This is a genomic window from Desulfosporosinus youngiae DSM 17734, assembly GCF_000244895.1.
GTDB classification, from domain to species: domain Bacteria; phylum Bacillota; class Desulfitobacteriia; order Desulfitobacteriales; family Desulfitobacteriaceae; genus Desulfosporosinus; species Desulfosporosinus youngiae.
Window position 1 is genome coordinate 3,819,424 of sequence record NZ_CM001441.1, and the last position, 13,937, is coordinate 3,833,360.

10 protein-coding genes are annotated in these 13,937 nt (G+C 42.3%); 3 read left to right on the forward strand and 7 right to left on the reverse strand.

What is annotated here, in order from left to right; all coding sequences use genetic code 11:
- Window positions 1–411: 411 nt before the first annotated feature.
- On the forward strand, window positions 412–1,716 hold the full coding sequence (locus DESYODRAFT_RS17810) for a beta-propeller fold lactonase family protein (RefSeq protein ID WP_007785207.1): 1,305 nt from the start codon (window positions 412–414) through the stop codon (window positions 1,714–1,716).
- Window positions 1,717–2,199: 483 nt separating this feature from the next.
- Here the strand turns inward: DESYODRAFT_RS17810 and DESYODRAFT_RS17815 are convergent, their stop codons facing one another.
- From DESYODRAFT_RS17815 to DESYODRAFT_RS17850, 7 genes are all read right to left on the reverse strand, one after another.
- Window positions 2,200–3,489, reverse strand: a complete 1,290-nt coding sequence (locus DESYODRAFT_RS17815) for a (Fe-S)-binding protein (RefSeq protein ID WP_007785209.1) — start codon at window positions 3,487–3,489, stop codon at window positions 2,200–2,202.
- 2 nt (window positions 3,490–3,491) lie between these two features.
- On the reverse strand, window positions 3,492–4,880 hold the full coding sequence (locus tag DESYODRAFT_RS17820) for an FAD-binding oxidoreductase (protein ID WP_007785211.1): 1,389 nt from the start codon (window positions 4,878–4,880) through the stop codon (window positions 3,492–3,494).
- A gap of 196 nt (window positions 4,881–5,076) precedes the next feature.
- Window positions 5,077–6,195 (reverse strand): 2-hydroxyacyl-CoA dehydratase subunit D, encoded by a 1,119-nt coding sequence (locus DESYODRAFT_RS17825; protein WP_007785212.1) that lies wholly within the window; start codon window positions 6,193–6,195, stop codon window positions 5,077–5,079.
- Entirely contained in the window at window positions 6,188–7,456 is a 1,269-nt protein-coding gene (locus DESYODRAFT_RS17830) for a 2-hydroxyacyl-CoA dehydratase subunit D (protein WP_007785214.1), read from the reverse strand. Before DESYODRAFT_RS17830 ends, DESYODRAFT_RS17825 begins: the two co-directional genes overlap by 8 nt.
- A gap of 18 nt (window positions 7,457–7,474) precedes the next feature.
- Window positions 7,475–8,293 carry an acyl-CoA dehydratase activase gene (locus DESYODRAFT_RS17835; RefSeq protein ID WP_007785216.1) on the reverse strand — a complete coding sequence of 273 codons (819 nt, stop codon included), beginning with the start codon at window positions 8,291–8,293 and terminating at the stop codon, window positions 7,475–7,477.
- Window positions 8,294–8,313: 20 nt separating this feature from the next.
- Window positions 8,314–9,870 (reverse strand): acyl CoA:acetate/3-ketoacid CoA transferase, encoded by a 1,557-nt coding sequence (locus tag DESYODRAFT_RS17840; RefSeq protein ID WP_007785217.1) that lies wholly within the window; start codon window positions 9,868–9,870, stop codon window positions 8,314–8,316.
- 713 nt (window positions 9,871–10,583) lie between these two features.
- The gene (locus tag DESYODRAFT_RS17850; RefSeq protein ID WP_007785221.1) at window positions 10,584–11,732 is read right to left on the reverse strand and encodes an acyl-CoA dehydrogenase family protein; all 1,149 of its coding nucleotides are present in this window, start codon (window positions 11,730–11,732) and stop codon (window positions 10,584–10,586) included.
- A 721-nt stretch (window positions 11,733–12,453) separates the two neighbouring features.
- Between DESYODRAFT_RS17850 and DESYODRAFT_RS17855 the strand changes: the two genes are divergently transcribed.
- Together DESYODRAFT_RS17855 and DESYODRAFT_RS17860 are read left to right on the forward strand one after the other, a co-directional pair.
- A complete protein-coding gene (locus DESYODRAFT_RS17855) occupies window positions 12,454–12,858 on the forward strand; it encodes a MarR family winged helix-turn-helix transcriptional regulator (RefSeq protein ID WP_007785223.1) in 405 nt (134 codons plus the stop codon).
- Window positions 12,859–13,199: 341 nt separating this feature from the next.
- Window positions 13,200–13,634: a thioesterase family protein gene (locus DESYODRAFT_RS17860; protein WP_007785226.1), complete on the forward strand. Its 435-nt coding sequence runs from the start codon at window positions 13,200–13,202 to the stop codon at window positions 13,632–13,634.
- Window positions 13,635–13,937: the final 303 nt, after the last annotated feature.

Consider the following 13,937-nt stretch of genomic DNA (forward strand, 5'->3'; position numbering starts at 1 on the left):
GCGGTGAGCTTGCTTTGGGAGGACGGATTTGAACAATCTTACTCATAGCCTATGTGTTCAAGCCCTCACTTGTGACAATAACAAAGTCAAGACCGGAAAGAACACCAGAGCATAGGCACTTCACGGTTTTGCCCTTATTTTGTCACAAGTATCCCGGACAAGGGTAACCCCTGCCGAACGAGGGGCATAAGATAAAAAGACAGGTCACGGCCTGGTTTATCAAAATCCGGAATAAGGGAAGTTTTATCCAGACCCATTCAAATGGCACTGATTTTGCGGATATTTCAAATTCGGAATCGATTCCGAATTTAAGTCAAATCCATTCTCTGTAAGATCCTTCAATAACTCATGATTCAATGTAAAACCATCAAAGGCTCAGGCAAAATATAGGATGATTGGGAGGGTATTCTGATGGCCGTTTTTGATACAGGACCCATTGAAAACAGGGCTGTACCTCGTACAACCCAGCTAACCGTTCGCTTGTTCAATACCGGTAAATTACCTGCACTTGTTGGGGTTGAAGCATATAGTATCAATCCGGCTGGAGATGGATTCGCCAGCGAAACCCTCTTTGCGGTCAATCTGGTTTCCCTTAATCCATTTGGTACTCCGGGTTCTAGTTTTACCGTAGATAACATTATTCCCAATCAGGATGTCTTTGGAGTCAGGGTTCTTACCAGCGGGCTTGGTGCCAATAACATTGCCATAACCATTTTGGAAAAAGGTTCGAATGGGCAGATTTTAAAGGAACATGTGCTGGAAGGGGAACTTTCTCAAATTCAAGAGCTTTTGTATGCCTATGTTTCAAATCCGTATTCTGATACCGTTATGATCATTAACACAGCAACGAATACTATATTGACTACGCTGTTTTTTCCACCCGGAAGCAATCCGGCAGGTACAGCGTTTACCCCTGACGGTTCGTTAGCTTATATCGTAAATTATGGTAATAGTACTGTTACAGTCGTCGACACAGCAACGAATACATTTAAAACTACTATAACCTTGTCCCCCGGAAGCAACCCTATATTAATTACTATAACGCCTGACGGTACAAGGGCTTATGTAGCCAATCGCTTGGCTTCTACAGTCTCTGTAATTAATACGGCAACCAATACCATATTGACTACCATTATTTTACCTTCCGGAAGCAGTCCTGTAGGAATTGCGATTACCCCTGATAGTTTACAAGCTTATGTAGTAAATGAAGATAATGACACTGTTGCGGTAATCGACACTATAACGAATACAATAACAACTACGATTAATTTCCCTTCCGGAAGCAGGCCCGTATTAATTGCTATTACTCCCAACGGTTCGCGGGCTTATGTCACGGGTTATCTTAATGATACCGTTACGGTAATTGATACAGCAACGAATACTATTCTAACTGCGATTACTTTACCTTCCGGCAGCGGTCCGGTAGGAATTGCAATTATCCCTGACGGTTCACGTGCTTATGTCACGAACGCAAGCAATGATACAGTTACAGTCATTAACACGGCAACGAATACAATATTGACTACTATAGATTTACCTCCCGGAAGTGCTTCGGAAGAAGTTGAGATTACTCCCGACAATTCACGAGCCTATGTCGCGAATACGGGAATTAATTCCATTACGGTGCTTGATACGGCTACTAATGAGGTAATTGCTACTCTGCCGACCGGTGAACTTCCTGTTGATGTTGCGATTACACCAATTCTTTTATTTTAAAAGGATATTCATAGTATCTGCAACTTTAGCCGCAAGCCGCAGATGCTGGGCGATGTAAATCACCCAGCATCTGCGGCTTCATTTTTCAATCTACGCTCCCATGAGGGAGCGACCTTCCGGCAGCAAGTGCAGCAACCCTTGAAGCTATTTCAATCCGCGCTCCCATGTAGGAAGCGACATGTTAATATTTACTCCGATCAAACTGTGACCCTTATTTCAATCCACACTCCCATGTAGGGAGCGACATCCGTAGCAAAATGCCGGCCGCATCATTAGTCGGATTTCAATCCACGCTCCCATGAAGGGAGCGACGCAAAAATCAGGAAACAACCCTATCCTTGCATTTCTACATATTTAATAGAATTCTGCCGCGGCAGCATGGGCAAAAGAGTATAGACCAAAGAGAGCAGTACTAATATTCTTACAAAAAACATGGAAACACTTATGCAAAGCGTTTCCATCATGCTAACTATTTAGAAGGTTTCAATTCTTCTTACCGGCCCGATAAGACTCAGCCAGGATTTGAACCGTATGCAATACTTCTTCGTCAAATCCGGCATTCTCCACCCCGCTTTGCAGCTGCAGCCGGCAAGCCGGACAACCCGTTGCTACGGTATCCGTATGGGTCATCTGGATATCTGCTGTTTTACGATCAGAAATCTGTCCGGAGAGATCCGGGTGGATAAGGCTGAATGATCCTGCCATACCGCAACAGCGGCCCGGCTCTTTCATTTCAACCAATTCCACACCGGGGATGCTTTTTAAAATCTCCCGGGGTTCCTTACTAATCCCCTGTCCCCGGTTTAAGTGGCACGGTTCATGATAGGTCACTTTACGCGCTACCCGGCCCAAACCTTCTTTCTTAAAGGGAACTTGATGAATCAGAAACTCAGAAATATCATAGGATTTTTTAGCCCATTGATCCGCCAGGGCTTTAAGTTCGTGATCATTTTCCAGCAGCTCTCCAAAAACATGCTTCCAGGCAGTACCACCTGAAGAACAGGCTACCACTAAGGCATCCGCCCCCACCTTCTCAAAGGCCCGCAAATTGCGTTTGGCCAAAGTCCGTGCTGAATCCACATCCCCATTGACCGAGGCCGGGATACCGCAACAAGCCTGAGACTTAGGAATAACGACCTCAATGTCATTTTCCCTAAGCACCTCGATCACCGCTTTACCGATGTCCGTGTAAAAATAGTTAATCATGCAGCCCGTAAAGAACCCGACTCTCAGCTTAGGGTTTTTAACCTTGATCACTTCAGGGAACTGGGAACGCAAGGTCTTCTTGGCCAGCATGGGGAAGACTTTCTCTTTACCTATCCCCACATCCACGCGCATACGTGCCAATTTGCTGTGCCGGTTCGGTATGTTTTTTAAGGCAACACCCTGGAAAATACTTCCCGCCTTCATCCCAAAATCAAACACCCGTTGCATCTTCAAGGCAGTAAAGGCAATTTTTTTGGCCGACTGCAGTCCTTTTTTACGGACGGCTTCCGCTCTTGCTGCCAGAATAATTTTATCGAACCGAACCCCACAGGGACAGTTGGTATTACAAGCCATACAGGTCGTACAAAGGGAAAAACGATCCCCCATGCCCTTCGTCATCTCTATTTCGCCGGAGAGAATGAATTCCGCTAAACTGATTTTTCCCCTGGCAACTCCGACTTCCTGACGGGTTTCCTTGTAAATGGGGCATACCGCCATGCAATTTCCGCATTTCATACATTTATGGAGTTCTCCGGTAATCGAATCCAGTGAATCATATACGGACACGATCAGTCCCTCCTTACAATCTTCCCAGGGTTCAGCAAATAGTTGGGATCCAGGGCTTCTTTAAGGCGCCGCAAGGCTGCCACCCCTGCTTCCCCAAATTCCCGGTTCAGATATTTCATTTTTGCAATACCAATCCCATGTTCACCGGAAAGGGTTCCGCCCAGGGCCAGCGCCGTTTCGAAAATCTCATCCACTGCCAGGTGCACTCGTTTCATTTCTTCTGCTTCCCGTTCATCGGTTAAAATGGTGGGATGCAGATTTCCGTCTCCCGCATGCCCGAAGGTAGCAATTTGCAGATTGTGTTTTATGGCAATTCGACGGATGGCTTTAATCATATCCGGAATTTTACTCCGGGGAACGGTGGCATCTTCAAGTACGGTGGTCGGCCGTTTTTGAGCGAGAGCAGGCAGGGCGCTGCGGCGAGCCAGCCACAAAAGGTCGCGCTCTTTATCATCTTTAGCTATGTTTACCTGAACGGCTCCTTCTACTTTCAGAATTCGTTCCACCAAAACAGCTTCCCGTTGGACAACTTCCTTGTAGCCGTCCACTTCACATAAGAGGACTGCTTCCGCGTCCATGGGGAGTCCCGCATGGACAAAGTTTTCCACGGTCTGAATCGTCACATTATCCAGGATCTCCAGGGTCGCCGGAATAATTTTATTGCGAATAATGGCTGCGATGGCCCTCCCGGCTTTATCAAGGTCATCAAAGACCGCCAAAATGCTCTTACGTGCTTCCGGAGCCGGAATTAATTTGACGATTATTTCAGTGATAATTCCCAAGGTTCCTTCAGCCCCGGTAAAGAGAGCCACTAAATCATACCCGGTCACGTTCTTGACCGTTTTTCCGCCCCAACGAATGACTTCTCCATTGGCCAGGACTATTTGCAAGCCCATAATATAATGTTTGGTTACACCATATTTCAGGCCGCGCAATCCACCTGAACACTCTGAAACCGAGCCGCCCATAGTTGCTGTGGTGACGGTGCCGGGGTCCGGCGGATACAATAAACCGTGTTTTGCCGCTTCATCATTGAGAGCCTGAATGATCACCCCAGGCTGAACGGTTGCCGTTAAATTATCCTGGTCTACTTCCAGAATTTTGTTGAGGTTGAGCATAGAGAGAACGATACCTCCTGCAATGGGAATCGTTCCCCCGCTAAGGTTCGTTCCGGAACCACGTGTATAAATAGGGACCTGGTAACGCAGGGCGATTTTCACCACATCTGCCACCTGTTCAGTCGATAGAGGTGCAACCACGACATCCGGCTTATGATGTTTCATCGCCGCAGTTGCGTCATAAGCATAGGTCAATAAGTCTTCCTGCTCTGTGAGGACATTTTCACGACCGAGCACTCGAACAAGTTCATCCAAAACTTCACGAGCTAACATCCTTATACCTCCTTGTAACGCTTCGAATATGGCACGCCTGCCGGACCACTTAATTTCAATTAAAGGGAACCTTCACTAAAGAACTATCATTCTCTGCCGAACAAACAAAGGGGGAAGGGGCACGAACACTACCTCTTCCCACCACGGGCTGTAAACAAGCAACAAGAGATATAACTACGATCTATTAACTTAGAAATCACAGCATTTCTCTAAAACTTTGAACTCTGGTTTTAGTCTGTTCAAAGGAGGTTGGTTCCAGGTCAATTTCTATAAATAAGCTCTTAATTCCGGCTTCTTCAAACTGTCTGTAGTAGATTGGATAGTCAAATTCTTCAGGGTCACAGAACTTCATCATGCAAACCACAACGGCATCGGCCTTAGATGCTTTAACCATATCCATCAGCATGGGGCCTCTTGGTTTTTTCGCATCGACAGCCAGAGAACAACCATCGAATTCCTGCCACCATTTAGCCAAGCGATAGAGTGGGTCTGTCCCTGAGGGAACATCATTTCTGAACAGTCTGGATTCCTGGGCCAGGTCATCTGCCACAACAGCAAAACCGTTATCTTGCAAAATGTCCAATACTTCATTGGGTTCAGCCATAATGCCTGTCAAAACAACCTTTTTGCCTGTAAAGGCTTCCACCGGTAACGCTTTAAGCTCTGCATTCAATTCTTTGACCAGAGCGGTATGTTTGGCTTTTTCCATAAAGAATCTGGCTTTGATAAGCGCATGACGTTTTACGGGATCAATAATGTTGGGATAATTAGCAGCTATCTCTGTAAATTCACGCATTACTTTACGATTTTCGTTATAAATTTCAATGCTTTGGTTAAGTGCCTCGTCTGTAATCTTAACATTCAGGATTTTTTCCAGTTTTTCACGCACAAGCCTATATTCCTCAGCAAGAAACTTATTGGCTGCTTCCAGTTTTCTGTTTTGAGGATGAGTTAAAACGATGACAGGGGAGGTTCCTTTCCATTTTTGGCTAAGACATTTTAAGGTGTCACAAGGAACAGGGAAAAGGACCGCTTCTAAATCGTCATAGACCCCTTCAAGCTGCATTTCCACCACGGATTGCATAATTGAACAAGCAAAGGGAGGCAAATAGGCCCGGGCCTTGGAAATACTCTTTTGTCCTCCCCAAATACCTACGGGCAGATACCCTGCGGCATGAATGATTTCTTCAGGAGCATAATAAGGCATAACCCCAACCGACCCTTTGCCGGTTTCTTTTTTATAATCTTCCATAGCCTGGCGGGGATTATTGGCAATGGACGTTAATTCACTGATAATCGTTTCAATTCTACTCATTGGAAACTCCCTCCTTATTCTGCTTCATCATTTCATCTAAGGCCTGGATACGTGTATCAAACTGGGCAGGAGCAAAGTTACGAGGATCCGTTTGGTCCCCATCAAAGCTGACATAGGGTAAATGATTTTGTTTTTGGAGTATATCAGCCGTTTCGACATTGAGAAGACTCATGAGCTTACAGCTTCTGTTCTGATGATAAATAACCCCGTCACACTTTCCGCCGCTGATGACGTCACTAAGCACCTTAACTTTGTTATCGAGACAAGTATTGATATAAATTCTGGTATAAGCTTCCGCCATGGAACTCATATCCCCAGGTGTGTAGGTAAGATTCCACAAACCGGGATAAGCCGAACCTGTCATGATATTGCCCAGATTCTTTAAGCCTTTAAATGTATGGCCCAGATGCGGCCAAACAGCTATGCCCTCCCAAGTTACACGCTTTTGTTCATTTCCTTTAAAGGCGTAGATACCGTTTTTGAGGTTTTCTTCAAGTTCATCGGCAAACTTTTTAAAGGTAATTTCCGCGTAGTCTCTGCTTCTGGCACAAACGATCAGGGCCATATAGTTGAAAAGATCAAAACCATTTAAAGGAGATGGTTTATGTCCCGACAAAGCAGCAATTCTGTTCCACTGGGCCACAGAACGCTGGGTTTGTTCCTGTACTTTCAAAAATTTGTCGTAGTCGAATTTCCTGCCGCAAATTTCCTCAAGCTGAGTAATAGCCTCCTTAAACTGTTCCGCAATATAGTCCTTAGCATACTGGGGAATGGGCATGGTATGATTAAAGGGAACATCAATGATGATGCAGGGAATATTTAATTCAACGGCAAGATTCTCATACCACTTAAGCAAGGTGTTGCAAATGTTGTTGCAGGTTATGACAAAATCGGGCAGCGGTATTCTGGCCGCCGGGGATTTTTCAAGCTTTTCCGGCGTTATTCCTGTTAAAGCCTCTTGTTTCAGAAGTTCCATATAACCCATATTGACTCTTGCATAGGAGCAAGTATCCAGGTTATAGCCTTTTTCATCGGCAACTTCCAGCACATCTAAGGCACCTTTTCTTGCCCCAATCCCCGCAGCATGTGTTTCAGGATAGATCATCGCCACATCCATAGCCACACAAAACTCCGAAGGAGCAACCGATGCAGACCAACAAACAAGTTTTCCTTCTTTTTTGGCCTGTCTCGCTTCTTCATACAATTCTTCCTGATAGAAACCTAACAATTCTTTGGCACTCATAGTTGTTGTATCCGTCATTTCCTATACCTCTTTTCTTTATTTATTAGCTCCCCTAACTTCTTCGAAGGCAACCATAACAGTTTCCATAACTTCTTCGAAGGCAAATATAGCAGCTCCAAGTGCAGCTGTAATTTGTGGATTAGGAGCTACAATGACCGGTTTTTTCAGTTCTTTGCTGATTGCTCTGACAACCCCTAAGTCCTTAGCAACGCCTCCGCACATCACGATGTCCTCTTCCACCCCACATCGATAGGCAAGTCCACAGGCTTTGCTAGCAACTGACTGGTGAACCCCTGCAATAATGTTCTCTTTAGCAACTCCGTTGGCAAGCTGAGATATTACCTCAGATTCTGCAAAAACTGTGCAAGTGCTGCTGACCGTGGCAGGTTCTGTTGCCCGGGCATCGTATTCCGCCATTTCATCAAGATTAACTTCCAGTACCCGCGACATAACATCGAGAAAACGTCCTGTTCCGGCGGCACATTTATCATTCATAAAAAACTGCTTAACACAGCCTTTACTGTCAAGTTTAATGGCCTTAACATCCTGACCGCCAATATCAATAATTAATTTTGCTGAAGGAACTAAAAAGAAAACTCCCTTAGCCTGACAACTGATTTCGCTGATTTGTTTGTGTGCTTCTTCCACAGACGATCTTCCATAGCCTGTAGCAATAATTTTAGCCATGTCTTGCAATGTAAGACCTGCTTTGGCAAGAGCTTCATCCAGTACACGTTTAGGTCCCGTAGAACCTGTTCCAATCTGAATAACTTCTCCGGCGATAATATTAACTCCATCTTCAAGGATTACAACCTTTGAGGATGAGGACCCAATATCAATCCCCATTGTAAACATAGCTTAATCTCCCTCTTTGCTTATTTTTTCAAGTTCATTAGTTCTTCACTAAAAAGTCTTGCGTCCATGAGCTTAAGTCCGCTGTCAATCTTAGGGGCAAAATCCATTAAATCGATAATTTGGGTTTGGATATCAATTCCAGGAGCAACTTCTATTAAGTTAAGTCCATCTTCTTTTAATTCAAATACAGCTCTTTCTGTAATATATAAAACCGGTTGTTTCGTTTTAACGGCATAATTTCCACTAAATGTAACTTGTTCAACTTCTTTAATAAATTTCCTTTGCCTGCCTTCTTGCTCGACTATTAGCTTGCCATCTTCAATTCTTTCTTTTAAGCCCCCGGCTGTAAATGTGCCGCAGAAGAATACTTTTTTGGCATTTTGGGTGATATTGATGAAACCACCGCAACCTGGTATTTTGGGGCCAAATTTGCTGACATTAATGTTGCCCTGTTTATCACATTCAGCTAAGCCTAAAAATGCCATGTCCAGACCGCCGCCATCATAAAAATCAAACTGACTATTTTGATCAATAATAGCGTCAGGATTTAAAGTAGCACCAAATCTGGCTCCGCCTTGAGGACTGCCTCCTATTGCCCCTGATTCAACTGTTAAGGTCATATAACTTGCTATTCCTTCTTCACTGGCAACTTGAGCAACATACTCAGGTGTTCCTACACCTAAATTAACAACGGTATTCTCTACCAATTCCATAGCTGCTCTTCTGCCAATAACCTTTTTAATACTTAATGGGGTCGTTTCAACGCCACCTTCAGGTGCTCTTGCTTCCCCGCAAAGTGCCGGGTTATATTCATGTCCAACGCTTTGTTCGTGATCTTTCATATCAGCTACTTCTACAACAGCATGAACATAAATGCCAGGTATTTGAACCAGTCTGGGGTCTAAAGTACCGCCTTTTACAACCTTTTCCACCTGAACAATGACTTTTCCGCCATTATTGATAACTGCCTGTGCTATAGATGTAACCTCAATAGTAGCTACTTCTTTTTCCAGGGTTACATTGCCATACTCATCCGCATAAGTACCTCTCAGGAAAGCGATATCTATAGGAAATGCTTTGTAGAAAAGCTTTTCTTCATTGCCAATTTTTATAACTTCTACTAAATCTTCTGTCGTCCTGGCGTTTATTTTACCTCCGCCATTTCTCGGATCAACAAACGTACCTAACCCAACATGGGTAATTGTGCCGGGCCTATGACCCGCAGCATCTCTGATAACATATTCCAAAGCACCTTGTGGTAAGTTATAACCTTCACACTTATTAGCCAGACACAGTTCGCCTAACTTCGGAGCAGTATTTAAATGACCTGCTATGACTCTTTTAACCAAACCTTCGTGAGCAAAATGATCACCGCCTGTGCCGTTCCTGCTGCCTTGTGATGCCGGATAAAACAACGTTATATTTTGAGGATAGCCGGTCCCTAAAAATTTCTTTTCTATAGCCTTAAAAAGTGCTTCCGGAAGACTATTTCCAACAAATCCACTTGTACAAAGAGTGTCCCCATCTTTAACTAAATCTACAGCCTCTTCTGCTGTCAGAACGATAACCTTCTTCATAGTATGCCCTCCTCCAATGTTATCCTCAGTGACTTAACCTGCCCCGCAAATTGCGGGGCATTTGATATGAATAAAGAGACCCATCTGAATACCAGGCTAATTGAATATTCCGAAATCAATTAACTGAGTATGCTGCTAGTGCGTTCTTGACAAGTACTCAGAAGGGTCAATTTTCTGTTTTAATTCAAACATGAATATGATATAATAGTATTGTCCCTGTCTTATGTAACTGAGGAAAAAATGCTTTAATTTCACTTATAGGTGATATTAGAGGTGTAATAACAGCGACGTTATAGGGACGTGTATTCATGTTGCAAACTATTGGGCAGGAGTTTTCTTAAAAATAGTCCTCTGCATAGAGGTTTATAAATCCACAATTCAAACAAACAAACTTTATTATCTTTTGAGTTTGTGAACTAAGAATTGCTTCACTATTCTCAATTAAGGTAAATACATCATCTCTTGTTATGATATCCACCTGTTTTATTTGTCCGGAATGACATGCAATGCACTCTTTCATTCATTCTCTCCTTTCAACTTTAAATCACATTACTCAAAATAGAAAATTAATAAAAGGGCAATCACGATAAAACCGTGGTGTCTTAATACGAAACTATCTCGTTACCATTCCTGATGGGGCTACCCAGTGCTAAGGTATCATTTCGCCCTCTGCCAAGGACGCAAATCTACTATAACTGGGGATCCAAATTAAATTATTTAAAAATAGCTCCGGAAATAATCATTCTCATTATTTCATTTGTTCCTTCATAGATCTGAGTTATCTTAGCATCTCTCATCATTCTTTCAACATGATAATCCTTCATGAAGCCATTTCCACCAAGCATCTGAACGCATTCTACAGTTACGTGCATGGCTGCATCTGTACAAGCCATTTTTGCCTTAGCTGCTGAAACTGAATAAGGTCTTCCTGCTTGTTTATCAAGAACTCCTTTGTACAAAATATACTTAGCTTGTTCAATTTCAAGTTCTAATTCAGCCATTTTAAATGCTAAATACTGATTCTTAAATAAAGGCTTGCCAAACTGGATTCTATCTTTCATATATTGTTTCGCTATTTCAAATGCTCCTTCTGCAAGGCCAAGTCCTTGTGCCGCGACTCCGAATCTCCCGCCATCAAGAGTTTTCATTGCTATGCCAAAACCTTTTCCCTCTTGTCCTACTAGGTTTTCAACCGGGACAACACAGTCTTCAAAAAGCAGTTCTGAAACTTGAGTGGCTCTTATCCCGCATTTGTTTTCAATAGTGCCTATGGAAAATCCGGGAAAACTTTTTTCAATAATAAACGCTGATAATCCTTTGGTTCCTTGACTTATATCCGTTGAAGCAAATACTAAGAAGGTCTCAGATAGAGGGCCGTTGGTAATGAAGCATTTGGAACCATTTAATAGATAGTGATCTCCATTTTTCTTAGCTGTAGTTCTTACACCGGCTGCATCTGAGCCCGCATTTGGCTCAGTTAATCCGAAGGAGCCAAATTTCTTTCCTGAACATAAATCCGGAAGATATTTTTTCTTTTGTTCCTCTGAAGCGTTTTGATATATTCCACCCATACAGAGGGAGGTACTTACAGAATACGAGATACCAAGGGCACTAAACACTTTGGAAATTTCTTCTACGGCTAAGATGTAGGATAAATAGTCTCCGTCGGAACCACCATATTCTGATGGGAACGGTAAGCCCAGCAAACCCATCTCACCCATTTTCTTATACTGTTCTACAGGAAATCTGCTGGTTTCGTCGAGCTCAAGTGCGATAGGTTTAAGTTCCTTTTCTGCAAATAATCTAGTCGTGTTCATAATCATTTCTTGTTCTTCTGATAAATTAAAAGCATTAACATCCATTCTAATTTCCTCCTCCTAAATATAAACAGCCTCCCGGCATTCGCCGAGGCAGTCGGGACAAGGGTGGTTTCCTTGAACCAACTTTATTGCAATCCTCCCACTTTTAGTGGGAGGATATTTGTTTTGTAGGGCTAAACCGGAAATTCACCTGGGATAAATAGTTTTCCGGTGTACCTATAAACGGCTGACAATACTTGGCCTTCTCAAAACATCCTTATAATTGTGTGGCAAGGGAACTAATTCTTATTAAATTTAGGGTGTCGCTTTGAAACCTATACTTATTTCTCACGAACGTATCAAGATTCCGTTCTTCGACTGGCTCTGCTTAAATATAGGTTCACTTTCCATAACGCATATTAAAATCCATATCACCCTCCTCTGATTTTCAATTCAATGCATATTCAAAAACTTTTGACAATTCAATATTACTTGCTAGCAAGTATTTTGTCAACAAATAAATATGTATAAATATAGTACTTTAGACTCAAAGTTCCTTATGAGGAATTTCAAGTTAAATCAGCCAATTAAGCTACTAAATACACCTATGCACGTCCCTTTTGAGGCATCAAACTCCAGCCTTTGGATTCCGAATTATAATGTTGAATTTTTATTAAGAAAATTATGCTTCAGCTCTGACGCTTGCAAACTTCATTGACAAGATTAATAAGTTTGAAATATAGTGGTCATATAACTATAACTGAAAAATAGAGGTGCAGTAATTATGGAAATGGCTGAATGTATTAATTTCTTACTAACTCAGGCACAACAAAAAGTTTTTAAATGTTTAAAGTCAGAACTTGAACCGTTTAACGTAACTCCTGTGCAATATGGAGTATTACAATGTCTTTGGGATGAAGGTGGCCAAACCCCCAAGCAAATTGGGAATGTTTTAGGTTTAGATAGTTCAACTATCACTGGAATCCTTGATAGATTGGAAAACAAAGCATTGATTATCAGGAATAGTTGTATAGGAGATCGGCGAGCCATCAAAGTCGAATTAACTGAAAAAGGATCTGAATTGCGTGAGCCAATAGGTAAAATTGTTGAAGACGTAAATATAGAAGTATTAAAACAATTTAGTTCAGAAGAAATAGCTGAATTAAAGAAAATTTTAAAGCGAATTTAAACTAAAAATCTGTCATAAAAGGGAAGGCTGAAGAAAGCCTATTTTTTTCAACGCATTATCTTGTTGACAAACTATTTGTTAGCAAGTATTCTGTAATTAACTTCAACAAGATCAATAATAATAGCACTATATAATAGCAGAGCTGGACAACAAAAAATCTTCCCAAACCCTAAGGCCCGGGAAGGTTTCATAGTTCCATATAATTCAGGGCGTAAAAATACTGCTCGATAATACTCAAGCCACGTCACCAATTTATCTGGTGCAACTTCAAAGCATCCCCGGTAATATCTCCAATCAAGAATACTCCGGTATAGTTACTTTAAATTAGGGAGGTATTTCAAATGAAAAGTACTTTACAATCCGGTTTGTATTATGAGTTTAAGTTTACTGTTCCAGAAAACAAAACTGTTCCTTATCTTTACCCTGAATCGGAAGAATTCCAAGCAATGCCTAAAGTGTTTGGAACGGGATTTATGGTGGGCTTATTTGAATGGGCATGTATTAAAGCTATCAATCCTCATTTGGATTGGCCTAATGAACAAACCGTTGGAACCGATGTTAAATTAAGCCACCTTGCCGCTACACCACCAGGTTTAACTGTTACCGTTAAACTACGGTTAGAAAAGATCGAAGGTAAAAAATTATTCTTTCATGTAGAGGCTCATGACGGGATAGACCTAATTTCTGAAGGCACTCATGAGAGATTCGTCATTGATGCGGCTAAGTTTAATGAAAAGGTAAACAGGAAATCAAAGACTGAAAGCGTGACTGAGTAAGAAGCCCCCAAGAACAGTACAGTTAGAACACTTTGCTTAACGTACCGCACCCAGCATTCTGCAAGTGCTCAGAATGTTCCTATATTCACCTATGCTGACACTGGTTCGGTAATACTTGCGGGATACTCTTCAAGCATTCGTCATATCGACGCTTTGCATGAGCCTTATCTTACTTCTCGAATAAGAGTCATTATCCTCTATGCAGGATATGGCCGCTTTTTTAAGAGCTTCACTCACTGTTCTGATAAAAAACCGAAAAATGCGTTCCTCAAAGCTATTGACACTTAGTCAATGGCTTTCTCT

Coding starts and splice junctions, on each gene's coding strand:
- DESYODRAFT_RS17830 (WP_007785214.1), bottom strand. CDS start 7,456: ATGACGGATACAACAACTATGAGTGCCAAAGAATTGTTAGGTTTCTAT.
- DESYODRAFT_RS17840 (WP_007785217.1), bottom strand. CDS start 9,870: ATGAAGAAGGTTATCGTTCTGACAGCAGAAGAGGCTGTAGATTTAGTT.
- DESYODRAFT_RS17855 (WP_007785223.1), top strand. CDS start 12,454: ATGGAAATGGCTGAATGTATTAATTTCTTACTAACTCAGGCACAACAA.
- DESYODRAFT_RS17825 (WP_007785212.1), bottom strand. CDS start 6,195: ATGAGTAGAATTGAAACGATTATCAGTGAATTAACGTCCATTGCCAAT.
- DESYODRAFT_RS17820 (WP_007785211.1), bottom strand. CDS start 4,880: ATGTTAGCTCGTGAAGTTTTGGATGAACTTGTTCGAGTGCTCGGTCGT.
- DESYODRAFT_RS17810 (WP_007785207.1), top strand. CDS start 412: ATGGCCGTTTTTGATACAGGACCCATTGAAAACAGGGCTGTACCTCGT.
- DESYODRAFT_RS17860 (WP_007785226.1), top strand. CDS start 13,200: ATGAAAAGTACTTTACAATCCGGTTTGTATTATGAGTTTAAGTTTACT.
- DESYODRAFT_RS17835 (WP_007785216.1), bottom strand. CDS start 8,293: ATGTTTACAATGGGGATTGATATTGGGTCCTCATCCTCAAAGGTTGTA.
- DESYODRAFT_RS17850 (WP_007785221.1), bottom strand. CDS start 11,732: ATGGATGTTAATGCTTTTAATTTATCAGAAGAACAAGAAATGATTATG.